Below are 23,358 nucleotides of genomic sequence, written 5' to 3'. Positions count from 1 at the left end.
AAATGGCTTCTTTCCCGCCATTCTGGTCGGCGCCGCGAGTGTCCGTCACGTATTCGGCCGGGTTGCGGCCGCGTCGGCGACGGCCTGCGGGGAGCTGAGCTGCAGCCGGCGGCCGTATCCAGGCAAGCGTACGTGCTCGGCGCCGAGCTCTGAGGCCAGCGCCCGCCTGCAGCCCGCACCGCCGGCGGTGCTGATCACGGTCACCGGTACGTCGGGGAACGGCTGGGCCGTCCTGAGTTTGCGCAGGTCGGCAGCCATGTCGCGGCGGGCCAGCCACTCCCCCGCCACCGCGGCCGGCACCTTGCCCATGGCGTAGACGCCGTACGGGTCCGGCAGGCCGGTCAGCAGCCGATGCGCGGCCGGTCCCGCCACCCGGGCCAGGGCGGTCGCGCCCCACGTGCCGCCAAGCGCGGGCAGCCAGCGGCCGGCGGCCCTGGCGGCGGCCCGCGGCCGGCCCTCACCCGCGCAGGCCGGCGCCACCAGGACGAGCTTGGCCAGGCGCAGCGGGTGCAGCCGGGCGAATGCCTCCGCGTGCCAGCACGCCACACCATGGGCGATCACCGTGACCTGCTCGGGGTGCGCGGGGGACAGCGCGGCGAGGCGGGCCACCTCGGCGTACAGGGTGGGCGGGGCCGGCGGGCCGGGGCTGAGTCCGAGGCCGGGACGGTCGAAGCGGATGACGCGGTGGGCCGCCCGGAGCAGCGCCGCGACCGCCTCCCAGTGAAACCACGCGCCCGCGCTCCCCGCCGTGATCAGCACCGTGGGCCCGGCCCCCTGCACCACCACATGCGGCCGCCCGCCCCCGCCCACCACTTCCGCACCCCTGCCCGTGCCCCCGTCCGAGCCCGCCCACGCGCCCGCCTCACCAGCCGGTCCTGCCCGCGAGCCCGCGTCACCAGCCGAGCCTGTCCACGCGCCCGCATCGCCAGTCGGTCCTGTCCACGCGCCTGTGACGCCGTCCGGCGCGCGCCAGGTGCGTTCCGCGGCGTTCCAGCGGGGTGCGTCGTCCGCCCGGACGCGCGCGCCTCCGACGCCGCCCATCCGGCCCAGGGCGATCCGCGGGCCCGCCTCGGCGTTCGGGTCGTCGCCGTCGAGGATGAGCAGCCGCAGCGCCACGTACACCAGCCAGACCGCGATCATCGTGAGCTGGGCGCGATGCGCCAGGCCCGCGCCGTGCCCGGCGGCCACCGCCACCACCGTGAACAGCGTGGCGGCCACCGTCAGCCACGTGAACAACCACGACACCCGCGACCGCCACCGCTCGCTGAGCAGCGCCATGGCGGCCAGCACGGCGAGCGTGCCCAGCACGCGGGCCAGCGTGTGGGCCAGGTGCCCCGGCGAGGTCCCACGCCGGCCGCAGAGCGGGTCGCTGAGCGCGGCGCAGTCCAGCGGGAAGATCCCGGCGGCGAGGACGAGCAGCCCGAACGCGGCCAGCGCCAGCCAGCCGGGCCACTCGCGCGCCACCCTCGGCACGAGCGCCACGCCGGCCAGGCAGGCCAGCCCCGACAACGCGTCGCTGACCCGGAACAGGCGGGTCCACGGCTGGTCACGGGCGGCCAGCTCACTGACGTAGCCGTCCGTCCTGTCCACGGCGGGCGTGGTGAACTGGCCGGTGATCCACGCGCTGCCCAGCACAGCCGTCACGATCAACGCCGCCGCGGCAAGTACGAACAACCTTCGCTCCACGTGACAATTAGATCACCCAGTGCGATTGGCACCCAAGAGCACCCCGGCCAGAGCCGAGCTACCCACCGGTCAGAGTCCGAAGTTCCATACGGCAGAGTCCAGGAGCCCGGACGGTCAGGGTCGAGCAGCCCGGTCGGTCAGAGTCCGGGCGCGCCCCAGACGGGGAACCAGCGGGAGAGGTCCTTCTCCAGCGCCAGCTCACCCTCCAGAGCGCCCCTCGCCTGAAGTTCCAGCGCGTTGTCGCGCCGCTGCCCCGGCAGCGGCGCGAAGGGATAGAAGGTGCCGCGCTTGTACAGGTACACCACGGCCAGCCGCCGGCCGTCAGGACCGGCGAAGGACACCAGCGAGCACAGCAGCGACGGCCCGAACCCGGCGCCCTCCAGCGAGGAGTTGACCGCGTGCAACTCGGTGACCAGGTCGCTGAGCGCATCGGGCGGGCGGCGCACCAGCAGCCAGGTGTAGCCGTAGCCGTCGTCGGACTCCTCGACGCGCTCGCCGAGCAGCGCCTTGGCCTCGCTCTCCACCGCCGCGAACGCGCCGCCCTCCGCGGCCCTGAACGCCACCGAGCCGAGACCCGTGGGCACGAGCCCGGTCGCGGCCTGCAGCGTCACGGCCGCCGACGGCAGCGCGAACAGCGCGTCAAGATCCGGTTTGACCGGCTTCGACCGGCCGAGCAGCGCGTCGAGCCAGCCCATGCTGATCTCAGCCCCTTCCCAGTTGCCGCGAGATGTCCGCCAGTTGCGTGAGCCGGCGTTCGAGCGGCGGGTGCGTGGAGAACAGGTTCGCCAGCGTCTCGCCCTTGGCCAGCGCCGGGGCGAAATAGAAGGCGTTGAACGGCTCCGCCTCGCGCAGGTCCCTGGTCGGGATCCTCGCCATCTCGCCGCTCACCTTGGTCAGGGCGCTGGCCAGGGCCGACGGGCGCTGCGTGAGCAGGGCGCCCGCGCGGTCGGCGGCCAGTTCCCGGTAGCGCGACAGGGCGCGGGTGAGCAGGAAGCTGACGGCGTACACGATGACGGACACCAGCAGGATGATCGCGCCGATGGGCAACCCGCCCTGGCCGCCGTTGCGGCGGCCGCCGAGCCCCGAGTAGAGCGCGAACCTGGTCATGAGCCCCGCCACGATCCCGAGGAACGAGGCGATCGTCATGACGGCCACGTCGCGGTGCGCGACGTGGGAGAGCTCGTGGGCGATCACGCCCTCCAGCTCCTGCGGCTCCAGGCGGCGCAGGAGGCCGGTCGTCACGCAGACGACCGCCTTCTTCTGGTTGCGGCCGGTGGCGAACGCGTTGGGGACGTCGGAATCCGCGATCGCCACCCGCGGCTTGGGCATGTCGGCCAGCGCGCACAGACGGTCGATCAGGCCGTGCAGCTCGGGGGCCTCCTGCGGAGAGACCTCCCGCCCGTGCATCGCGAACAGCGCGATGCGGTCGGACAGGAAGTACTGCACCACCAGCAGGCCACCGGCCAGCACCAGGACGGTCAGCGCCCGCACGCCAAGGGCGATCAGGACGCCGACGAACACCACGTAGAGCAGGCCGAGCAGGAACATCGTCACGACCATGCGGCGGGTCAGGCCGCTGTCGGACGCGAACCGCGTGCTCACGGGCTCAGCCCGGGATCAGGCCCTGGTCGCCCAGCATCTCCCGGACTTCCTCGATCGAGGCGTCCGCGGGGGGAAGGATCAGCTCTGACGGCTCAAGGCTGTCGTCGGGGAGCGCCTTGCCTACATGGCGCACCTTGTCGAGCAATGCGTGCAGCTTGACGCGGAAGGCCTTCTCGTCACTCGCCTCGATCGCCGCCTCAAGCTCGCTGTCGAGCGTGTTGAGCACGGCGATGTCCTCGGACGAGATCTCGATCTGGCCCTCACCCATGATCCTGACAATCATGCGCCCTCCCCAGGCTGGCGGTACTGCTGGGTCTGGCCACCCTGCTGCTGGGGCTGTGCCTGCGGCTGAGGCTGGGACTGCTGCTGCGGCTGTCCCTGCTCGATCGCCGACTTCGGCGCCGGGCCCTGGCCCAGCTCGGACTTCATCCTGGCCAGCTCAAGCTCGACGTCCATGCCGCCGCCCATGCGGTCGAGCTCGGCCTGGATGTCGTCGCCGCGGGTGCCGCTGTAGTCGTCGAGCGCGCCGCTGGCCAGCAGCTCGTCGATGGCGCCGGCGCGGGCCTGCATCTGCGCCGTCTTGTCCTCGGCGCGCTGGATCGCCAGGCCGACGTCGCCCATCTCCTCGGAGATGCCGGAGAACGCCTCGTTGATGCGCGTCTGCGCCTCGGCGGCGGTGTAGGTCGCCTTGATGGTCTCCTTCTTCGTACGGAAGGAGTCGACCTTGGCCTGCAACCGCTGGGAAGCCGTGGTCAGCTTCTCCTCCTCGGCCTGCAGGTTGTCATGCTGAACCTTCAGATCGGCCATCTGGGCCTGCAGGCCGGAACGGCGCTGCAGAGCCTCACGGGCCAGGTCCTCGCGGCCCACGGACAGCGCCTTGCGGCCCTGGTCCTCCAGGCGCGACGACTGATTCTCAAGACCGGTTATCTGGAGTTCCACCCTCTTGCGCGAGGTGGCCACGTCGGCCACTCCCCTGCGCACCTTCTGCAGCAGTTCGAGCTGCCGCTGATAGGAGTAGTCAAGGGTCTCGCGCGGATCCTCCATCTTGTCCAGGGCCTTGTTGGCCTTGGACTTGAAGATCATCGAAAGTCTCTTCATCACGCTCATGCGCGTCGGCCGTCCCCTTCTAGGTCGTGCTGGTGTTATCCCGCTGCAGCGCAGCCGCCTTGGGATTACCCTACGCATAACGCACGAGGGCGTCACTAAGTTGCAGTCCAGGTAGGGTTGACGTCGTGTTGCGACGCCGTTCCCAAACCTCCGTGGCGGACACCCCCGTCCCCGATGACGATCCTAAGCCCCAGGGTAAAGGTCGTCCCACACCCAAGCGCCGGGATGCCGAAGGCAAGCGGCGCCAGTATGTCTCCGCGCCGAAAGACCGCAAAGAGGCATACCGGCAGATGCGGGCCAAGCAGGCCGCCGAGCGCGAGAAGGCCCGTGCGGGCATGCTCGCAGGTGACGAGCGGTATCTTCCCGTTCGTGACAAGGGCCCAGCGCGCAAGTTCGCGCGTGACTGGGTCGACTCGCGGCGGCTGCCGAGTCAGTATTTCCTGCCGTTCTCGCTACTGATCCTGCTGGCCACCTGGGTCCCCTGGCCGATGGCCGTGCGCGCCCAGGTGCTGGGCTACGTGGTCACGATCGGCTGGCCGATCATGATGATCGGCGTGCTGTTCACCTCGGTCTTCGTGTCCTTCAAGGTCAAGCGGCTGGTGGCGGAGAAGCTGCCGAACGAGAGCGTCAAGGGTGTGGGCTTCTACGCGGCCATGCGGGCGCTGCAGATCCGCAAGCTGCGCTTCCCGCCGCCCACGCTGCTGCCCGGCGGCAAGCCGGTGGCTCCCAAGCGGTAGCTCCTACGGGTTGCCGTACTCCACGTTCTCCCAGCGCAGCACGCCTCGCTTGGTCGCGGGCCGCCAGCCGTCGAACTCCGATCCCTCCTCCAGGGCGTCGGCGACGGTCCGCACGAGCGCGTGGTACGACGGCATCCGGGGAGCCATGCCCGAGATCGTGTCGTCCCAGCCGACCTCGCCGCCGACGGAATCGACCACGGCATAGAAAGCGGATCCGTCATCCCGGTCGCTGAAGACGAGAAACGGGATCATCCGGCCGTTCCAGGATTCCAGCCACGGGTCGTCGTTGACGTCGGTGGGATCCAGGTGGCACATGTGGCGCCAGGTGTCCCTGATCTCGCGGATGCCGAGATTCGAGGAGTCACCGAAATCGGCCCCGAACCCGAAGCCCGGCGAGCCGTTGTGGCGCAGCAGGGAGGCCCGCAGGTCGTCCGGGAAGTCCACGCCCATCTGGGCCTCGGCGATCGCGATCGTGCGCGCCTTGCCGGGCGCGCCGAGGGTGCGGTACGTGCGCGGCGCGTTCGCCTTCAGCCACCGCTCGATCCGCCGCCACTGCCGGTCCATGGCCCGCTTGACCTTGGGATCGATCGGCCGCACGGTCACCGGGCGCGGCGCGGGCGAGCAGCGGTGATCCGGGGTCGGTGCGGGCGTGGGGACCGGTGCGGGCGTGGGGGTCCCTGCAGGGGCCTGTGTCTGCGCTCTCAGGCTCTCCTGCCTGAGCTCCTCGTGACTCTTCGCCGACGACTCCCCCTGCGCCACCGTGGCCCTTCCAGCCCCTCCTGGCACCAGTGCGGCGACGAGGGTGAGCGCGACGACCGCCGCGATGCCGGCCCACACCAGACCCATCCGCGTACGGCGGGCGGGCGGTGAGGGCGGTACGGGCATGGGCCGGTGGGCGGGCATGCGGGCACGACGGCGCAGCCGTACCGCGATCGCGGTCAGGATGGCGGCCGTCAGCGCCAGCCGTACGAGCTTCAGCACGTCGCGCACCCTATCCCGAAACAGATCAGCACATGTGACGCCATTAAGGTCTGATGCATGGAATTCCGACACCTCGGTCGCAGCGGTCTCAAAGTGAGCGAGATCAGCTACGGCAACTGGCTCACCCACGGCTCCCAGGTCGAGGAGGACGCCGCCAAGCAGTGCGTGCAGGCGGCCCTCGACGAGGGGATCACCACGTTCGACACGGCCGACGTCTATGCGGGGACGAAGGCCGAGGAGGTGCTCGGCCGGGCGCTGAAGGGCGTGCGCAGGGAGTCGCTGGAGATCTTCACCAAGGTCTACTGGCCGACCGGCCCCGGCAGGAACGACAGCGGCCTGTCGCGCAAGCACATCACCGAGTCGATCCACGGCTCGCTGCGCCGCCTGCAGACCGACTACGTCGACCTGTACCAGGCACACCGCTTCGACCACGAGACCCCGCTCGAAGAGACCATCAAGACCTTCGACGACCTCGTACGCCAGGGCAAGGTCCTCTACGTCGGCGTCAGCGAGTGGACCGCCGACCAGATCGGCCGCGCCCTGAAGATCGCCGATGAGATGGGTTTCGACCGGATCGTGTCGAACCAGCCCGAGTACTCCATGTTGTGGCGGGTCATCGAGTCCGAGGTCGTTCCGCTGTGCGAGAAGGAGGGCGTGAGCCAGATCGTCTGGTCGCCCGTCGCGCAGGGTGTGCTGACCGGGAAGTACCTGCCGGGCCAGCAGCCGCCCCAGGGGTCGCGGGCCGTGGACGTGGCCGGTGGCAACACGATGAAGAAGATGATGAGGGACGACGTGCTCACGCGCGTGCAGGAGCTCAAGCCGATCGCGGCCGACCTCGGGCTCAGCATGGCCCAGCTCGCCGTCGCCTGGGTGCTGCAGAACCCGAACCTGGCCAGCGCCATCATCGGGGCCAGCCGCCCCGAGCAGGTGCGCGACAACGTCAAGGCGGCGGGCGTCAAGCTGGACGCCGAGGTGCTGAAGCGGATCGACGACGTGCTCGGCGACGTCGTCGAGCGCGACCCGGCCAAGACGGTGAGCCCGGCCACCCGGCCATAACCTCCCGTATGACAAAAACCCCTTGAGCGCCGTTGCGGCTCAAGGGGTTTTTCGTTCACCCGGGCTCATTCAGGACGCAATGACAATCCCGTGTATTCCACGCGGTCCTCATCCAGCAACGCCACCTGCTCGACTCCGGAATCCAGCAGGTCACGCCAGTTCTCGCCGAGCCAGGACTCCGCATCGGCCTGACTTGGGAAAACCTCACGCGGCAAAGGGCGATCCGTCACCTCACCACCATTTGCGTTTTCATAACGCCACCGCCATGTCATGCCATACGCTCCTTTTCCGCGGGTCCGCCGGCGCACCCTCCGCAGGCACTGGAACCCTACTCCGGAGTTTGCGGGTCCATCGATCCCGCGCGCGCACCGTGTCGCGGCCGGGTCGGCCTCCTGTCCCGCGCGGGCATTACGCTCGGCGCGGTGAAAGTCCTTCTCACCGGTACGGCCGGCGCGGCGGGTCTCCCGGAGCCCGGCTGCCGATGCGTCGCGTGCGCCTGCCTCCCGCCCGGCCACCGCCGCCCGTTCGGCCTCCTCGTGGACGGCTCGATCTCCTTCCCCTTCGCCGCGCCGCCCGCCGGCTACCGGGTCTGCGCGGACGGCCTGGGGCTGACCGGCCCCGACGGTTCCCGGCTGCTCTGCCTTCCCGGGGGGCGGGACGTGCCCACCTCCGGCGGCCGGTACGACGTGGTGCTGATCGACCTGCCCGACCGCCCCGAGCGCCTCGGGGAACTGCGGCGGGCGGGCCTCGCGGACGAGGCGACCACGGTGGTGGCCGTAGGGCTGGATCACCGGGTCAGGTCGGAGGAGGAGTTGGCCAGACGGCTGCGGTTGTGGGGGGCGATCATGGTCCCCGACGGCACCGAACTGGACGTGACGGCGGGAGCGGCCGCCGGGATGCCCGGCTTGCGAGTGGGGACGGACGTGCCGTTGTGGTCCGCGCGGCTTGATCAGCGGCAGCCGCGGCGGGCGTTGTTGCTGGGCGGGTCCAGGTCGGGGAAGTCGGCCGAGGCGGAGTCGCGGCTGGCGGCCGAGCCCGACGTCACGTACGTGGCCACCGGGCCGGACGGCGCGGGCGACGGCGAGTGGGCGGCGCGGGTGCGGGCGCACCGGGAGCAACGGCCCGCGCACTGGGCCACCACCGAGACCACCGACCTGGCCACGGCGATCCGCACGGCCACCGGGCCGCTGCTGATAGACGGCATGGGCACCTGGGTGGCGGCGGTGTTCGACGAGCACGGGGCCTGGGAGGGGGACCGCGCGCCGGTCGGGGCCCGGTGCGACGACCTCGTGGCGGCGTGGCGGCAGGCGCCCCGGCCGATCGTGGCGGTCTCGGACGAGGTGGGGATGGGCGTGGTGCCCGCCACGGCCAGCGGGCGCGCCTTCAGGGACGCGCTGGGGCGCCTCAACGAGCGTCTGGCGGCCGAATCCGAGTACGTGGCACTGGTGGTGGCCGGACGCCTGCTCGAACTGTGACGGACCCGATCACGGGCCCAGTCGCACGATCCTGACGGCGGGGTCGCTACGGGCCGGGCCGCTCACGGGGCTGGTTCCGCACGGGCCGGGCTCGTCACGGGCGGGCTTGTCACGAGCAGGGCTTGTCACGGGCGGGCCGCGCGGGCGTACCAGCGGCCCTCGATGCGGTCCACCTGCAGCGGGCGTCCGAAGCACTCGCTGAGGTGAGCCGAGGTGAACACCTCCGCCACCGGACCGGCGGCCAGCACCCTGGCCTCGCCCATGAGCATGGCGTGCGTGGTCGTGGACGGCACCTCCTCCAGGTGGTGCGTCACCGTCGCGGTGGTCAGCACGGGCCGGGTCGTGGCCAGGTCCTCGATGGCGGTGATGAGGTCCTCGCGGGCGGGCAGGTCGAGCCCCGCGAACGGCTCGTCCAGCAGCAGCACCGCGGGATCGGCCATGAGGGCCCTGGCCACCCTGATCCTGGCCTGCTCCCCTTGCGAGCAGACGCTGAACTTCCGCTCGGCCAGGTCCTTGCAGCCCAGGTCGGCCAGCAGCCGGTGGGCGCGATCGCGCTCGGCGTCGCCGTACCGGTCCCAGAGGGGGGCGCTGGTGCCCGTGTGGCCGGTGAGGACCACGGTGTGCGCGGTGGCGCCCTCCTCCGCCATCAGCTCCTCGTCGATCAGCCGCCCGTTCGACGCGACCAGCCCGATGTGGCGGCGCAGCTCCCGCACATCGACCCGGCCGAGCTGGTGGCCGAGCACCCTGACCGTGCCCTCGCTGGGATGCCTGACGGCCCCCGCCAGCGACAGCAGGGTCGTCTTGCCCGCGCCGTTGGGGCCGAGGATGGCCCAGTGATCGCCGTAGTCCACCTGCCAATCGACGCCGTCCAGCAGCGATTTGCCGACAACCCGGACTCCTACGCCTTCCAGTTCAACCACGTGCATCCCGCCACACTAGTGGGCCCTAGGATCGTCCGTTATGCGGCTGACGGACGGGCTGAGGTTCGCCCTGGGCACGTTGAGCGTGTTACCCGTGCGCGTGGAGCGGGTGGACCGGCAGGTGGCGGGGCGGGCGATGACGCTGGCCCCGGCGGTCGGTCTGCTGCTCGGGCTGCTCGCCGCACTGCCGCTGCTACTGCCCGCGCCGCCCCTGCTGGGCGCGGCGCTGGCCGTCGGGCTGCTGGCCGTGCTCACCCGTGGACTGCATCTGGACGGGCTGGCCGACCTGGCCGACGGGCTGGGCAGCGGCAAGCCGGCCGACCGGGCGCTCGACATCATGAAAAAGTCCGACATCGGGCCGTTCGGTGTGATGGCGCTGGTGCTGACGCTGCTCATCCAGGTCGTGGCGCTGGCCGACGCCGGGCTCTGGGCGCTGGTGACGGCCTGCGTGGCGGGCCGGCTGGCGCTCACGTGGGCCTGCCGGTCGGGCGTGCCCGCCGCCCGTACCGACGGGCTCGGCGCGATGGTCGCGGGCACGGTACGCCATGCTTCCGCCTGGTCTGCCACCCTGGCCGCGCTGCTCACCGCCGCCGTGATCGGCCTGCTCACCGCCCCGGGATCGGGCCTGTGGGCCTGGGACGGACCCACAGGCTGGGATTCGCTGTTCCCCACCGCGGCCGACGAGCCCCCGTTCCTGGCGCCGGGCGAGCGCAGCCTCGGGGCACATCACGCTCAGCCGCAGGACCTGGTGGCGGTGGCGGTGTCCGGAGGCGCCGGGACCGAGGCCCGGCTCTCCGGCGTCGTCCTCGCGCCGGTCGCGCTGCTGGCCGGGCTCGGCTGCGCCCTGCTGCTGCTCGCGCACGCCAGGCGCCGCCTCGGCGGGATCACCGGGGACGTGCTCGGCGCACTCGTGGAGACGGCCACGGCCACCACACTGGTGGTGTACGCGATCCTCGGCTGAGCCACCGACCACGCGACCCCGCCCGACGCGACCCCAGCTCACGACCCCGGCTCCCGGCCCCGCCCGACGCGGCTCCGGTTTACGCGGGTTCGGCCGATTCCGCGGGTTCGGCCGGTTCGGCGGGTCTGGCCGGGCGCGGCGGCCGTACCGGATAGAAGCGGAGCAGGGCCGCGCCGAGCAGCCCGAGCAGGAGCCAGCCCATCACGCCGGTGATCCCGGCCAGGACTTCGTTCGGCGGGTTCGCGGCGTCGCCGAGCAGCAGCACGGGCCCGGCGACGGCGTTCAGCGAGCCGTGCGCCACGACCGCGGGCCACACGCTGCCCGTACGCAGCCGCAGCCACCCCATCACCACCCCGGCCAGCACGCAGAAGGCGATGAAGGCCAGCGCCGCCCACGAGCCGAGCCTCGGGTAGTTGTAGCCGAGCAGGGTGAGCGGGGCGTGCCAGAGGCCCCACACGAAGCCGGAGATGAGCAGCCCGGCGAGCATGCCGTTGCCGGCGACGAGCCTGGGCACCAGCCAGCCGCGCCAGCCCCACTCCTCGCCCAGCGCCGGGATCGCGTTCAGCACGGGCCCGGCCACGGCGGCGATGATGAGCTGCACGATGGCCACCGTGGTCAGGTCGGCGGGCGCCCCGCCGCCGGCCGCCTCCAGCATCTTCCTGAGCAGGCTGAACCGGTCGAGGTCCAGCGTGACCAGTCCCACGGCGGCGCTGATCCACATGGACAGGAGCACCAGCAGCGGCACGCCCAGCCAGGCGGTCAGGACCAGCACCGCGGTACGGCCCTTGCGCTCGCCCAGCGTGAGGCCGGTCTCCCTGGCCCACTGGCGGAACGGCGTGCGTGAGACGGCCCACACGCCGAGCACGCCCACGGTCGGCGTGAACATCATCAGCGTGGCCATCCCCGACATCAGCGGCGAGCTCAGCCCGCCGCCGAACCACAGGGGCAGGGCCGCGGCCCAGGACAGCGCGAAGGCCAGGACGATGAAGACGAGCAGAGGTCTTTTCATGAATTCACACGCTCCGCGATGAGGGCGTTGATGAGGGACGCGCCGCGCTCGGCGTCGTCGATGCTGATCGCCAGCTGACCGCCGGAGCGGTAGCGCAGGACCAGGCATTCGCCGCCGCGCAGCATGATGGTGGCGGCTCCGGGCATCCCGCGGAAGCCCCAGCCGCCGTGGCTCGCCGGCTGCCGCTCCTCGGCCCAGGCCGTCTCGACCTTGGACAGCCGGATCCTGCGCGCGGGCCAGCCGAACGGCCCGAACCCGATCACGATCCGGTCCGCGCCGACCCTGACGGTGACGGCCACGCTCGCCAGCCCGGCCACGAACAGGATGACGAACCCGGGCAGGATCGCGGTCACGGCGACTCCCGGGACCGTGCCGGACAGGCCCAGCGCGGCCGTCACGACGGTGATGACCATGCCCAGGGCGACGGCCACGAGAAGCCACCGGTTGACGACGCGGCTGACCCAGACCGCCCGCTGGCCGGCCCTGAGCCTGAGCATGGGCGGCGCCTGACCCTCGGGGGACGGCTCGTCGGGGGCTCCTCTGCCCAGGTAGGCGGCCAGGCCGCCGGCGGCGATGGCGGCCGCGATGACCAGCGGGATGTGCCAGCCCGGCAGCAGGGCATCCTGCCAGCCGGTGACGTCGAGGTTGGCGCTCAGCGTCGAGAGGCCCGCGCCGAGCAGCACCACGCCCACCCCCACCAGGCATCCCCAGCTGGTCATCCGCCGCTGGCGAACCTGCTTCCCGCGCGCGTTGCCGAGCACGAAGAAGACCAGCCACAACACCGCCCAGGCGACCTGGGTGAAGATCACGAACCCGATGAAGGAGCTCGACCCGTCGGGCACGCTGCCCAACGACCCCCAGTGCGTGGCCAGAGGATCGGGCAGCCGGTCGCGCAGCCTCAGGGGTGCCAGGAGCAGCACACCGGCCACGATCAGCCACCACGCCACGGCGATGACACGGTCTCTCACTTCAAACCCTCCAGGATCGTGATGAGGTCGTCACGGCTGTAGCCGTACCTTTTGGCCTCCTCCAGCAGCTCACGTGCCCGCTGGGTGAGCAGGGCGCGCCCGTCCGCGTGTCCGTCGGCGCGCCCGGCCACGCTGACGCCGCGCCCTCTCCTGAACTCCAGCATCCCCTCGTCGCGCAGGTCACGCAGCGCGCGCAGCACGGTGTTGGGGTTGATGCCCATCGCGGCGGCCAGGTCGCGGGCGGGCGGCAGGCGGTCGCCCGGCCGGTAGGAGCCCTCGCCTATGGCGCGCCGGATAGCGCTCGCCACCTGGTCGTGGAGGGGGCGGGCGTCATTGAGATCGAGCGTCAGCAACATGGTGCTAATGACACTAGCACCATTACGCAGTAGCCCGGGACCAAATATTGGTGGGATGAACCCCTGTTTATGACTACCGAGAAACCGTGGATAGCATCGGTTTACGTGACCACTGTGCGGCTGAACTCAGCAGATCCAGTCTCGTTCGACACCGACGCCCTCATCGTCGGCTTCAGGACAGGTCAGGACGGCCCCGTCCCCGCGGTGGGCGCCGACTCCCTCGACGCCGCCTTCGGCGGCAAACTCGCCGTCTCACTCGGCGCCGTGGCGTTCTCCGGCAAGGCCGGTGAGCTGGCCAAGCTGCCCACGTTCGGCACGGTCACCAGCCCGCTGCTGGTCGCCGTCGGCCTGGGCGAGACCCCCGACCTGGAGACCCTGCGCCGCGCCGCCGGCGCCGGCGTGCGCTCCGTCGCGGGCACCGCCCGCGCCGCCCTCCTGCTGCCCACCGGCACCGCCGAGGAGGCGGAGGCGGTCGCGCTCGGCGGACTGCTCGGCGCGTACGCCTTCTCCCGCTACCGCACGAACGGCGAGCAGAAGGCGCCGGTCGCCGAGCTCACCGTGCTCTCGGGGCAGGCGGAGGGCGTGGCCGGGCGCGCGAGCGTGCTGGCCGAGTCGGTCGCCCTCGTCCGTGACCTGGTCAACACGCCTCCCTCCGACCTGTGGCCGGCCAAGTTCGCCGAGCTCGCCGAGCAGGCGGGCGCCGAGGCCGGGCTGAGCGTCGAGGTGCTGGACGACAAGCAGCTCAAGGACGGCGGCTACGGCGGCCTGATCGGCGTCGGCCAGGGCTCGGCCAACTCGCCGCGCCTGGTCCGCCTCGCCTACAGCCACCCGGACGCCACCAAGACCCTCGCCTTCGTGGGCAAGGGCATCACCTTCGACTCGGGCGGCCTTTCGCTCAAGCCGTCGGCGGGCATGGACCTGATGAAGTCCGACATGGGCGGCGCGGGCGCGGTGCTCGGCGCGATGGTCGGCATCGCCGGGCTCGGCCTGCCGGTCAACGCCGTCGGCTACCTCTGCCTGGCCGAGAACCTGCCCAGCGGCACCGCGCAGCGCCCGTCCGACGTCCTGCACAGCTACAGCGGCAAGACCGTCGAGGTGCTCGACACCGACGCCGAGGGCCGCCTGGTGCTCATGGACGGCATCGCCCGCGCCGGCGAGGACTCCCCCGACGTGATCGTCGACGTGGCCACCCTCACCGGCGCCCAGATCGTCGCGCTCGGCTGGCGCACCGCCGGCGTCATGGCCAACGACGACGCCATCAGGGAGCTGGTGGTCGAGGCGGCGCACGCCGCCGGCGAGGGCGCGTGGGGCATGCCGCTGCCCGAGGAGCTGCGCAAGGGCCTGGACTCACCGATCGCCGACATCGCCAACCTCCAGCCGGAACGCTGGGGCAGCATGCTGGCGGCGGGCATCTTCCTGAAGGAGTTCGTGCCGGACGGGGTGCGCTGGGCGCACATCGACATGGCCGGTCCCGCCTACAACAAGGGCGAGCCGTACGGTTACACACCGAAGGGCGGCACGGGCGCCATCACCCGCACGCTCATCGGACTCGCAGAGCGGCACGCGAGCATCTGAAACAAATGAAAAGATGACGGCATCAAGAACACCCCGACAAGGAGCCTTCCCGTGGCCTATGACATCGTCGTCCTAGGGGGCGGCAGCGGCGGTTACGCCTGCGCCCTTAGAGCGGCTGAGCTGGGCAAGTCGGTCGCCCTGATCGAAAGGGACAAGATCGGCGGCACCTGCCTGCACAGGGGATGCATCCCCACGAAGGCCCTGCTGCACTCCGCCGAGATCGCCGACGAGACCCGCGAGAGCGAGTCGTACGGCGTCAAGGCGCGCTTCGAAGGCATCGACGTCCAGGGCGTCCACGCCTTCAAGGACAAGATCGTCACTCGGGCCTGGAAGGGCGTGCAGGGGCTGCTGAAGGCCGCGGGCGTGACCATCGTCGAGGGCGAGGGCCGCCTGGCCGGCGCCAATCGCATCCAGGTCGGCTCCGACGTCTACGAGGGCCGCAACCTCGTCCTGGCCACCGGCTCCGCACCCAAGTCGCTGCCCGGCCTCGAGATCGACGGCGAGCGCGTCATCACCAGCGAGCACACGCTGAAGATGGACCGCGTGCCCGCGTCGGTGATCGTGCTGGGCGGCGGCGTCATCGGCGTCGAGCTGGCGTCCGTCTACCGCTCGTTCGGCGCCGAGGTGACGATCGTCGAGGCGCTGCCGCACCTGCTGCCGACCGAGGAGGAGTCCAGCTCCAAGCTGCTGGAGCGGGCCTTCCGCCGGCGCGGCATCAAGTACGAGCTCGGCGTCTTCTTCGACGGAGTCAAGACCACCGAGACGGGCGTGGTCGTGACCCTGGCCAACGGCAAGACGCTCGACGCCGAGCTGCTGCTGGTCGCGGTCGGCCGTGGCGCGGTGTCGGCGGGCATGGGCTTCGAGGAGCAGGGCATCACGGTCGAGCGCGGCGCCGTCGTGGTCGACGAGCACTGCCGGACCTCCGTGCCCGGGGTTTACGCCATCGGCGACCTGATCCCGACCCTGCAGCTCGCACATGCCGGGTTCGCCGAGGGCATCATGGTGGCCGAGCACATCGCCGGGCTCAACCCGCCGCCCATCGACTACGCGGGCGTGCCGCGCATCACCTACTCCGACCCCGAGGTCGCCTCGGTCGGGCTCACCTCGGCGCAGGCGGCCGAGCGCGGGATCGAGACCGTCGAGCAGGTCTACGACCTCGCGGGCAACCCCAAGAGCCAGATTCTCGGCACCGCGGGCGCCGTGAAGGTCATCGCCCAGAAGGACGGCCCCGTCGTCGGTGTCCACATGGTGGGCCGGCGGATCGGCGAGCTCGTCACGGAGGGCCAGCTCATCTACAACTGGGAGGCGCTGCCCGCAGAGGTCGCCCAGCTCATTCACGCACACCCGACCCAGTCCGAGGCCATGGGTGAGGCGATGCTGGCCCTGGCCGGCAAGCCGCTGCACGTACACAACTAGTTAGTCCAGCCCTCGAGATCAGAACGCGAGAGAAGAATAACGATGCCGGTCTCCGTACAGATGCCCCAGCTCGGCGAGAGCGTTACCGAGGGCACGGTAACCCGTTGGCTGAAGAAGGAGGGCGAGCGCGTCGAGGCCGACGAGCCGCTCCTCGAGGTGTCGACCGACAAGGTCGACACCGAGATTCCGTCGCCCTCCGCGGGTGTGCTCACCAAGATCGTTGTTGCTGAGGACGAGACCGTCGAGGTCGGCGCCGAACTCGCCGTCATCGACGAGAACGCCCAGCCGGGCGCCGCTGCCCCGGCTCCCGAGGCGGCGGCCCCCGCGCCGGCTCCCGAGCCCGAGCCGGAGCCCGAGCCCGCTCCCCCCGCCTCCTCCATCCCGCAGCCCGCTCCGGAGCAGCCCGCTCCGGCTCCGGCCCCGGCCCCCGCGCCTGCTCCCGTTCAGGCGCAGGCTCCCGCCCCGCAGGCTCAGCCCGCCGCCCCCGCCCCGGTGGCGTCCTCGGGTGACAGCCCGTACGTGACGCCGCTGGTGCGCAAGCTCGCCAACGAGCACGGGGTGGACCTCGACGCCATCAACGGCACCGGCGTGGGCGGCCGGATCCGCAAGCAGGACGTGCTGGAGGCCGCCAAGACGCAGCGCGAGCAGGCCGCGGCCGCCGCCGCTCAGCCCGCCGCCCAGCCGGCCGCCCAGGCTCCCGCCGCAGCGGCGGCTCCCGCGCAGGCTCCGGCCGCGCAGGCGCCGGCCGCGGCGCCCGAGCCGGTGGAGGTCGACACGACGCTGCGCGGCCGTACCGAGAAGATGTCGCGCCTGCGCCAGACGATGTCGAAGCGCCTGGTCGAGTCGCTGCAGACGGCCGCCCAGCTCACCACGGTGGTCGAGGTGGACGTCACGAAGATCGCCCGGCTGCGTGAGCAGGCGAAGGCGGACTTCCAGCGGCGTGAGGGCGTCAAGCTGACGTTCATGCCGTTCTTCGAGATGGCCGCCATCGAGGCGCTCAAGCAGCACCCGAAGCTCAACGCGACGATCAACAACGAGACCATGGAGGTCACGTACTTCGACGTCGAGCACCTGGGCCTCGCGGTCGACACCGAGCGCGGCCTGATCGCGGCGGTCATCAAGAACGCCGGCGACCTCAACCTCGCCGGGCTGGCCCGTAAGACGGCCGACCTGGCCGAGCGGACCCGCGCCAACAAGGTGACGCCCGACGAGATCACCGGCGGCACGTTCACGCTGACCAACACGGGCAGCCGCGGCGCGCTGTTCGACACGCCGATCCTCAACCAGCCGCAGGTCGGCATGCTCGGCACGGGCGCCGTCGTGAAGCGGCCCGTGGTGATCGACACGCCGGAGGGCGAGGTCATCGCGGTCCGTTCGATGGTGTACCTGGCGCTGACCTACGACCACCGCCTGGTCGACGGCGCCGACGCGGCCCGCTTCCTGACGACGGTCAAGCGCCGTCTGGAGGAGGGTCGCTTCGAGGCGCAGCTCGGCCTCGCCTGAGCAGGTCCCCGACAGGCCGGGCGGTTCCCTCGGGGACCGCCCGGCCTTTCGTTTCGCCTCCCTGCGTACGGTGTCCCCGCGGCGTACTGTGGGGGCATGGCGATCATCGTGACGGGGGCGTCGGGGCTGATCGGGACGGCACTCACCGAGGCTCTGCGGGCCGACGGGCAGCAGGTCGTACGGCTCGTGCGCCGCAAGCCGGCCAAGGACGACGAAGCGTTCTGGCAGCCGGCCGAGCAGGTCATCGACCTGGCGGCGCTCGAAGGGGCGCAGGCCGTGGTGCATCTGGCCGGGGCCTCGATCGGCGGTAGACGCTGGAGTCCCGCGTACAAGCGTGAGCTGCTGGAGAGCCGGGTCCAGGGCACCCGGGTGCTGGTGGACGCCCTGCGGGAGTTGTCCAAGCCGCCCGAGGTGCTCCTGTCGGCCTCCGGGATGGACTTCTACGGCGACACCGGTGACCGGGTGATCGACGAGACCCAGGGCAAGGGCGGCGGGTTCCTGGCCGACCTGTGCGAGCGCTGGGAGGGTGAGGCCCTGCGGGCCGCGGAGGCGGGCGTCAGGGTCGTGACGACGCGTACCTCGCTGGTGCTGAGCCGGGGCGGCGGGGCGCTCGGCCGGATCCTGCCGATCTTCAGGATGGGGCTGGGGGCGCCGCTCGGGTCGGGAAGGCAGTACTGGTCGTGGATCAGCCTGGACGACTGGGTGGGCGCCGCGCGGCACCTGCTGAGCCATCGGGACCTGACAGGGCCGGTCAACTTCGCCTCCCCGTCGCCCGTGACCAACGCCGAGTTCACCAAGGCTCTGGGCAGGGCTCTGCACCGGAGCACGATGCCGATCCCCGTGCCGGCGTTCGCACTGTCCGCGGGGGTCGGGGAGTTCGCCCGCGAGGCTCTTCTGCCCAGTCACCGCCTCGCGCCGGCCAAGCTGACGGCCGGCGGCTACCGCTTCTCGCATACGAGTCTCGACGACGCGCTGCGCGCCGTACTCTGAGGTGCCGTTCGTTCATCAAGCTGAGAGAATTTGACATGAGCCGGTCAGGACAGTCGCACATCCTCGCCATCGGAGGCGGATCGTTCCGCTCCAGCAGGCGCCACAACCAGATCGAGGCCAGCGCGCTGCTGCGCTACGGCCTAGACCTCACCGGCCAGGACCGGCCGAAGCTCGGCCTGGTGGCCACGGCGATGGGCGACTCCTCCGACTGGGTGCTGAAGATGTACGGCGCCTTCGCCGGCTGGGATGTCGAGTTGAGCCATCTGACGGTGTTCCCCATGCCCAACGTGGCCGATCCGCGGGCGTGGGTCCTTGAGCAGGACATGATCTATGTCAGCGGTGGCAGCGTGGCGAACCTGATGGCGTTGTGGCGGTTGCACGGGCTCGACGAGATCTTCGAGCAGGCGTGGCGGGCCGGGGTGGTGTTGTCGGGGCAGAGCGCGGGCGCGTTGTGCTGGCACGTCGGCGGCAACACCGACTCCTTCGGGCCCGAGCTGCGGGTGTGGGCCGAGGGCATGGGGCTGCTGCCCTACTCCTGCGGGGTGCACTACAACGCCGAACCGCAGCGCCGGCCGCTGCTGCAGCACTCGGTGGGCAACGGCGAACTGCCCGGCGGGTACGCCGCCGACGAGGGCGTGGCCCTGCACTACGTGGGCACGGAGTTCATCCAGGCGGTGAGCGTGGAGGCCGGGGCCTACGCGTACCGGGTGGATAACGAGGGTGCGGGAAGGGTAAAGGAGTTCAGGATCGAGCCACGTTTGCTGACCCCCTGATTACCCTTCAAGGGTGAGGGAACGGCACAATAGGCTCATGCGCCCCATCCGCGGGGACGATCCCCACGCTCTCGCCATCGTCCGGCTCGGTGTCGACGTCCCCTACGAGCAGGCCTGGTCGCTCCAGCGCTGGGTGCACGGCAAACGGGCCGCCGGTGAGCTGACGGACACCGTGCTGTTCCTGGAGCACGCGCCCGTCTACACGGCCGGCAGGCGCACCGCGCCGCACGAACGCCCCTCCGACGGCACCCCCGTCGTGGACGTCGATCGCGGCGGCCGCCTGACCTGGCACGGTCCCGGGCAGCTGGTCGTCTACCCGATCGTCGCCATCACCGACGTGGTCGCCTACGCCTGCCGCCTGGAGGACACGATGATCCAGGTGTGCGCCGACTTCGGCGTCACCGCCCGGCGGGTGCCCGGCCGCGGCGGGGTGTGGGCGGCCGGGGACCCCGCGCTCGGCCTGCCCGACCGCCAGCTCGGGGCGGTGGGGCTGCGGGTCTCGCGCGGGGTCACCATGCACGGGTTCTCGCTCAACTGCGCCAACGACCCCCGCTGGTTCAACCGGATCACGCCGTGCGGCATCCCCGACGTGGGGGTCTCCTCGTTGTCGGCGGAGACGGGCCGGCGGATCGTGGCCGACGAGGTCCTGCCGATCGCGGAGAAGCGGCTGGCGGAGGCGCTCGGCAAGGAGTCCTTCGAGCTGCACGAAGAGGATCTGCTACGGCGGTGACCGGGGGCCGCGGCCGGGGGCGCCCGGCTCATCTCCTGACCCCCGACCTGGCGACTTCACCAGGAGACGTAAGCTGAGATGGTGACCGTTGCTCCTGAAGGCAGAAAGCTCCTCCGTCTGGAGGTGCGTAACGCCGAAACCCCTATCGAGCGCAAGCCCCCGTGGATCAAGACCAAGCTGAAGACGGGCCCCGAATACACCGAGCTGAAATCGCTCGTGCGCCGGGAGGGCCTGCACACGGTCTGTGAAGAGGCGGGTTGTCCCAATATCTACGAGTGCTGGGAAGATCGCGAGGCGACCTTCCTGATCGGCGGCGACCAGTGCACCCGCCGCTGTGACTTCTGCCAGATCGACACGGGCAAGCCCAAGGAATACGACCGCGACGAGCCGCGCAGGGTGGCCGAGTCCGTCCAGCAGATGGGCCTGAAGTACGCGACCGTGACCGGCGTGGCCCGCGACGACCTGCCCGACGGCGGCGCCTGGCTCTACGCCGAGACCGCGCGCCAGATCCACGGGCTGCTGCCCGGCTGCGGCGTCGAGCTGCTGGTGCCCGACTTCAACGGCAACCGTGAGCAGTTGGAGGAGGTCTTCTCCAGCAAGCCCGAGGTCTTCGCGCACAACGTCGAGACCGTGCCGCGGATCTTCAAGCGGATCCGGCCGGCCTTCCGGTACGAGCGTTCGCTGGGTGTGATCACGACGGCCCGCGAGGCCGGGCTGGTCACCAAGTCCAACCTGATCCTGGGCATGGGCGAGACCCGCGAGGAGATCGTCGAGGCGATGCGCGACCTGCACGAGGCCGGCACCGATCTGCTGACCATCACCCAGTACCTGCGGCCGACGCCGCGCCACCATCCGGTGGAGCGGTGGGTCAAGCCGGAGGAGTTCGTGGAGCTGCAGGCCGAGGCCGAGGCGATCGGGTTCGCCGGGGTGCTGTCCGGGCCGTTGGTGCGGTCGTCGTACCGGGCGGGCAAGCTGTACAAGCAGGCCATCGAGGCCCGCCAGACGGCCTGACCCCCGCCACCTACAAGAGCCCCGGGCTTGTCCCGGGGCTTTTCCGTGCCAGGGCATTGGTGAGGCTGAGAGGCGCAGGTGCCCGGATGCTCGGATCTGCGGGTGGGCGGACGTGCGGGTGTGCGGGTGCCGGGAAGTGTTGTGTGTCGGGGGCCGGGGCTAGCATGGCAGCGCAGCCGCCCGGGCGGCGTGTGGTGACCGTCGCAGCGCAGCCGTTGGAGGGCGATCCGCATGGCCGTTCTGATCCGTACGAGTGACCTGCCCGAGGGGCGGCGCCACGATGCCTGGCGGAGCGTCGTCTGCGACACCCTCGGCCCGCTGGACTTACGCATCGACCCCGACGCGCCGCTGCGCGGAGAGATCGAGTTCGGCAGGCTCGGCGCCGTGGGCGTCGGCCGCATCCACACCTCCACCCCGCACAGCGTGCACCGCACCTCCGGCCTGATCCGCCGCGACAACCCCGACCTCTACCGGGTGGTGCTCGCGCTGGAGGGCAGCCCGCGCCTGTCGCAGGACGGGCGCAACACGCAGCTCAGCCGGGGCGAGTTCGCGATCTACGACTTCGCCCGGCCCTATGAGCTGGCCTACGACTCGGCGGTGCGGCTGGTGGTGTTCAGCCTGCCGCGCGACCAGCTCGCCGTGCCGGTCGACGCGGTGGCGGAGCTGGCCGCGCTGCCCATCGCGGGCGAGTCGGGCGCCGCCGCGCTGGCCGTGCCGCTGCTGCGGCGGGTGGCGCTGGATCATGAGACCTACCGGCCTGGCAGCGCCGCCCGGCTGTCCACCGTGGTGACGGACCTGGTCGGGGCAGCCGTGGCCGAGCGGCTGGACCGGCAGCGCGCCCTGCCCGCCGACGCCCGGCAGCGTACGCTGCTGCTTCAGGTGCACGCCTTCATCGAGCAGCGGCTCGGGGACGTCGAGCTGGATCCGGCGGCCATCGCGGCGGCCTGCCACATCTCGGTGCGTTACCTGCACCGGCTGTTCGAGACGGAGAACACGACGGTGGCCGCCTGGATCAGGCAGCGGCGGCTCGAACGCTGCCGTACGGATCTGATCGCGGGCGGCGCCCAGTCCGTGAGCGTCGTCGGCGCCCGGTGGGGGTTGCCCGATTCGGCGCATTTCAGCAGGTTGTTCCGGCGCGCGTACGGGATGCCGCCGGCCGAGTACCGTCGCTCGCACGCCGTGCGCTGAACGTCAATTCTCCCGGCGCCCAGACGCAAGACCGGCCGGCCCTTTCTCAGCAGAATCTGAGGTGTTCGCAAACGAGAAGGGATCCGGAAAAATGCAGCTCTTCGTGAATCTGCCGGTCAAGGACCTTGAGCGTGCCAAGAAGTTCTTCACCGAGCTGGGCTTCAACCTGTTCGGCATGTCCGAGGACATGGCCTCCGTGGTCATCAGCGAGGAGACGCAGGTCATGCTGCTGACCGAGCCGACCTTCGCCTCGTACATCACCAAGGAGGTCGGCGACGCCGTCAAGAGCACGGAGGCGATCCTGGTGCTCGGGATGGAGAACCAGGCCCAGGTCGACGAGCTGGTGGACAAGGCGATCGCCGCCGGGGCCACCGCGGCGGGCGTGCAGCAGGAGGGCGGGTTCCGCTACCAGCGCGGTTTCGCCGACCTCGACGGGCACCACTGGGAGGCGCTGTGCCTGGTGCAGCCGGCCCAGTGAGCGCGGAAACGGCGGTCTCGGGCGTGGTGGTGTCGGCCGACGGCACCTCCATCGCCTATGACCGCAGCGGGGAGGGTCCCGCGCTGGTCCTGGTCCAGGGCGCGTTCACCGATCGGCGGCATCCCATGATGACCGCCATCGCGACCGCCCTGGCCCGGTGGTTCACGGTCTACAACTACGACCGCAGGGGGCGGGGCGGCAGCGGGGACACGCAGCCGTACGCCGTCGGGCGGGAGATCGAGGATCTGGCGGCGGTGGTCGCGGCGGCGGGCGGGTCGGCCATGGTGTTCGGCGGCTCGTCGGGGGCGGCCCTGGCCCTGGAGGCGGCCGTCGTGTGCCCGGACATCTCGAAGCTGGCCGTGTGGGAGCCGCCATACCACGTGGACGACAGCGCGCCCCACCTGCCGCCCGACTTCGCCGAGCAGCTCGCCGGGCTGGTCGCGGCGGGCAGGGCGGGCGAGGCGGTGGAGCGGTTCATGGTGGAGGCGGCCGAGGCGTCGCGGGCGGACGTGGCCGCGATGCGGGCGCGGCCGTTCTGGGCGCAGATCGAGGCCGTGGCGCCCACGCTCGCCTACGAGGCGGCCGTGCTGGGGCCGGGCAACGCGCTGCCCGCCGGGCGGCTGGCCGCCATCAGGCAGCCGACGCTCGTGCTCAACGGGGCCGACAGCCCCGGGTGGATGGCGAACGCGGGCGAGGCGGTCGCGGCGGTGGTGCCCGGCGCGGTCCGGCGGGTGCTGGAGGATCAGGCGCACAACGTGGCACCGGAGGCACTGGCGCCCGAACTGCTGGAGTTCTTCGTGACGGCATGAGGCGCATGGCCGCCTGACGAGCTTGGG

Annotated in this window: 25 protein-coding genes; 14 read left to right on the top strand and 11 right to left on the bottom strand. The window is 71.4% G+C overall.

All coding sequences use genetic code 11. The annotated features are described in order from the left end of the window. Window positions 1-45 precede the first annotated feature (45 nt). The 5 genes from AB0I81_RS21590 to AB0I81_RS21570 all read right to left on the bottom strand — a co-directional run bounded on the left by AB0I81_RS21590 (window position 46) and on the right by AB0I81_RS21570 (window position 4,395). Window positions 46-1,674, bottom strand: coding sequence for an alpha/beta fold hydrolase (locus AB0I81_RS21590; RefSeq protein WP_360659183.1), 1,629 nt, complete (start codon window positions 1,672-1,674; stop codon window positions 46-48). Window positions 1,675-1,823: 149 nt separating this feature from the next. Further along, on the bottom strand, window positions 1,824-2,381 hold the full coding sequence (locus AB0I81_RS21585; RefSeq protein ID WP_360659181.1) for a hypothetical protein: 558 nt from the start codon (window positions 2,379-2,381) through the stop codon (window positions 1,824-1,826). A gap of 7 nt (window positions 2,382-2,388) precedes the next feature. After that, entirely contained in the window at window positions 2,389-3,288 is a 900-nt protein-coding gene (gene htpX / locus AB0I81_RS21580) for a zinc metalloprotease HtpX (RefSeq protein WP_360659179.1), read from the bottom strand. Window positions 3,289-3,292: 4 nt separating this feature from the next. Then, complete coding sequence (locus tag AB0I81_RS21575; RefSeq protein WP_360659177.1) at window positions 3,293-3,571, bottom strand: hypothetical protein; 279 nt, start codon at window positions 3,569-3,571, stop codon at window positions 3,293-3,295. Continuing rightward, window positions 3,568-4,395 carry a PspA/IM30 family protein gene (locus AB0I81_RS21570; RefSeq protein WP_360659175.1) on the bottom strand — a complete coding sequence of 276 codons (828 nt, stop codon included), beginning with the start codon at window positions 4,393-4,395 and terminating at the stop codon, window positions 3,568-3,570. Before AB0I81_RS21570 ends, AB0I81_RS21575 begins: the two co-directional genes overlap by 4 nt. Window positions 4,396-4,520: 125 nt before the next feature. Between AB0I81_RS21570 and AB0I81_RS21565 the strand changes: the two genes are divergently transcribed. Continuing rightward, window positions 4,521-5,132, top strand: a complete 612-nt coding sequence (locus AB0I81_RS21565; protein WP_360659173.1) for a DUF3043 domain-containing protein — start codon at window positions 4,521-4,523, stop codon at window positions 5,130-5,132. 3 nt (window positions 5,133-5,135) lie between these two features. On the opposite strand, the gene AB0I81_RS21560 is transcribed toward AB0I81_RS21565, so the two are convergent. Next, on the bottom strand, window positions 5,136-6,113 hold the full coding sequence (locus tag AB0I81_RS21560) for an SMI1/KNR4 family protein (protein WP_360659171.1): 978 nt from the start codon (window positions 6,111-6,113) through the stop codon (window positions 5,136-5,138). Window positions 6,114-6,170: 57 nt separating this feature from the next. On the opposite strand from AB0I81_RS21560, the gene AB0I81_RS21555 reads away from it, so the two are divergent. Beyond that, the gene (locus tag AB0I81_RS21555) at window positions 6,171-7,169 is read left to right on the top strand and encodes an aldo/keto reductase family protein (protein WP_360659169.1); all 999 of its coding nucleotides are present in this window, start codon (window positions 6,171-6,173) and stop codon (window positions 7,167-7,169) included. A 65-nt stretch (window positions 7,170-7,234) separates the two neighbouring features. Here AB0I81_RS21555 and AB0I81_RS21550 read toward each other — a convergent pair whose 3' ends face one another. Next, window positions 7,235-7,441, bottom strand: a complete 207-nt coding sequence (locus tag AB0I81_RS21550; RefSeq protein WP_185106952.1) for a hypothetical protein — start codon at window positions 7,439-7,441, stop codon at window positions 7,235-7,237. A 150-nt stretch (window positions 7,442-7,591) separates the two neighbouring features. Between AB0I81_RS21550 and AB0I81_RS21545 the strand changes: the two genes are divergently transcribed. Beyond that, window positions 7,592-8,644, top strand: coding sequence for a bifunctional adenosylcobinamide kinase/adenosylcobinamide-phosphate guanylyltransferase (locus AB0I81_RS21545; RefSeq protein WP_360659167.1), 1,053 nt, complete (start codon window positions 7,592-7,594; stop codon window positions 8,642-8,644). Window positions 8,645-8,769: 125 nt separating this feature from the next. Here AB0I81_RS21545 and AB0I81_RS21540 read toward each other — a convergent pair whose 3' ends face one another. Next, entirely contained in the window at window positions 8,770-9,570 is an 801-nt protein-coding gene (locus AB0I81_RS21540) for an ATP-binding cassette domain-containing protein (protein WP_360659165.1), read from the bottom strand. Window positions 9,571-9,604: 34 nt separating this feature from the next. On the opposite strand from AB0I81_RS21540, the gene AB0I81_RS21535 reads away from it, so the two are divergent. Next, complete coding sequence (locus tag AB0I81_RS21535) at window positions 9,605-10,525, top strand: adenosylcobinamide-GDP ribazoletransferase (protein WP_360659163.1); 921 nt, start codon at window positions 9,605-9,607, stop codon at window positions 10,523-10,525. 79 nt (window positions 10,526-10,604) lie between these two features. Here the strand turns inward: AB0I81_RS21535 and AB0I81_RS21530 are convergent, their stop codons facing one another. Genes AB0I81_RS21530 through AB0I81_RS21520 form a run of 3 tightly spaced genes read right to left on the bottom strand, consistent with a single transcriptional unit; the run spans window position 10,605 to window position 12,858 of the window. Further along, window positions 10,605-11,534, bottom strand: a complete 930-nt coding sequence (locus tag AB0I81_RS21530) for a CPBP family intramembrane glutamic endopeptidase (RefSeq protein ID WP_360659161.1) — start codon at window positions 11,532-11,534, stop codon at window positions 10,605-10,607. Continuing rightward, window positions 11,531-12,502 carry a hypothetical protein gene (locus AB0I81_RS21525; protein ID WP_360659159.1) on the bottom strand — a complete coding sequence of 324 codons (972 nt, stop codon included), beginning with the start codon at window positions 12,500-12,502 and terminating at the stop codon, window positions 11,531-11,533. Before AB0I81_RS21525 ends, AB0I81_RS21530 begins: the two co-directional genes overlap by 4 nt. Continuing rightward, entirely contained in the window at window positions 12,499-12,858 is a 360-nt protein-coding gene (locus AB0I81_RS21520; protein ID WP_360659157.1) for a GntR family transcriptional regulator, read from the bottom strand. The genes AB0I81_RS21525 and AB0I81_RS21520 overlap by 4 nt, the downstream gene beginning before the upstream one ends. Before the next feature lie 69 nt (window positions 12,859-12,927). Here AB0I81_RS21520 and AB0I81_RS21515 point away from each other — a divergent pair, with 69 nt between their 5' ends. The 10 genes from AB0I81_RS21515 (at window position 12,928) to AB0I81_RS21470 (ending at window position 23,331) form a co-directional block, all read left to right on the top strand. Next, complete coding sequence (locus tag AB0I81_RS21515; RefSeq protein ID WP_360659155.1) at window positions 12,928-14,433, top strand: leucyl aminopeptidase; 1,506 nt, start codon at window positions 12,928-12,930, stop codon at window positions 14,431-14,433. A 51-nt stretch (window positions 14,434-14,484) separates the two neighbouring features. Beyond that, the gene (gene lpdA, locus AB0I81_RS21510) at window positions 14,485-15,849 is read left to right on the top strand and encodes a dihydrolipoyl dehydrogenase (RefSeq protein WP_360659153.1); all 1,365 of its coding nucleotides are present in this window, start codon (window positions 14,485-14,487) and stop codon (window positions 15,847-15,849) included. 42 nt (window positions 15,850-15,891) lie between these two features. After that, a complete protein-coding gene (gene sucB / locus AB0I81_RS21505; protein WP_360659151.1) occupies window positions 15,892-17,352 on the top strand; it encodes a 2-oxoglutarate dehydrogenase, E2 component, dihydrolipoamide succinyltransferase in 1,461 nt (486 codons plus the stop codon). A 96-nt stretch (window positions 17,353-17,448) separates the two neighbouring features. Further along, on the top strand, window positions 17,449-18,342 hold the full coding sequence (locus AB0I81_RS21500) for a TIGR01777 family oxidoreductase (protein WP_360659149.1): 894 nt from the start codon (window positions 17,449-17,451) through the stop codon (window positions 18,340-18,342). A gap of 35 nt (window positions 18,343-18,377) precedes the next feature. After that, window positions 18,378-19,115, top strand: a complete 738-nt coding sequence (locus AB0I81_RS21495) for a peptidase E (RefSeq protein ID WP_360659147.1) — start codon at window positions 18,378-18,380, stop codon at window positions 19,113-19,115. 37 nt (window positions 19,116-19,152) lie between these two features. After that, window positions 19,153-19,845 carry a lipoyl(octanoyl) transferase LipB gene (gene lipB / locus AB0I81_RS21490; RefSeq protein ID WP_360659145.1) on the top strand — a complete coding sequence of 231 codons (693 nt, stop codon included), beginning with the start codon at window positions 19,153-19,155 and terminating at the stop codon, window positions 19,843-19,845. 81 nt (window positions 19,846-19,926) lie between these two features. Then, window positions 19,927-20,856: a lipoyl synthase gene (lipA, locus tag AB0I81_RS21485; RefSeq protein ID WP_360659143.1), complete on the top strand. Its 930-nt coding sequence runs from the start codon at window positions 19,927-19,929 to the stop codon at window positions 20,854-20,856. 231 nt (window positions 20,857-21,087) lie between these two features. Continuing rightward, the gene (locus tag AB0I81_RS21480) at window positions 21,088-22,044 is read left to right on the top strand and encodes a helix-turn-helix domain-containing protein (protein ID WP_360659141.1); all 957 of its coding nucleotides are present in this window, start codon (window positions 21,088-21,090) and stop codon (window positions 22,042-22,044) included. A gap of 91 nt (window positions 22,045-22,135) precedes the next feature. Continuing rightward, entirely contained in the window at window positions 22,136-22,522 is a 387-nt protein-coding gene (locus AB0I81_RS21475; RefSeq protein ID WP_360659139.1) for a VOC family protein, read from the top strand. Next, on the top strand, window positions 22,519-23,331 hold the full coding sequence (locus AB0I81_RS21470; protein WP_360659137.1) for an alpha/beta hydrolase: 813 nt from the start codon (window positions 22,519-22,521) through the stop codon (window positions 23,329-23,331). Before AB0I81_RS21475 ends, AB0I81_RS21470 begins: the two co-directional genes overlap by 4 nt. The last annotated feature ends 27 nt before the right edge of the window (window positions 23,332-23,358 follow it).

The organism is Nonomuraea sp. NPDC050404 (assembly GCF_040655495.1).
In the GTDB taxonomy this organism is placed as follows: domain Bacteria; phylum Actinomycetota; class Actinomycetes; order Streptosporangiales; family Streptosporangiaceae; genus Nonomuraea.
This window is presented reverse-complemented; position numbering and strand designations above follow the sequence as displayed.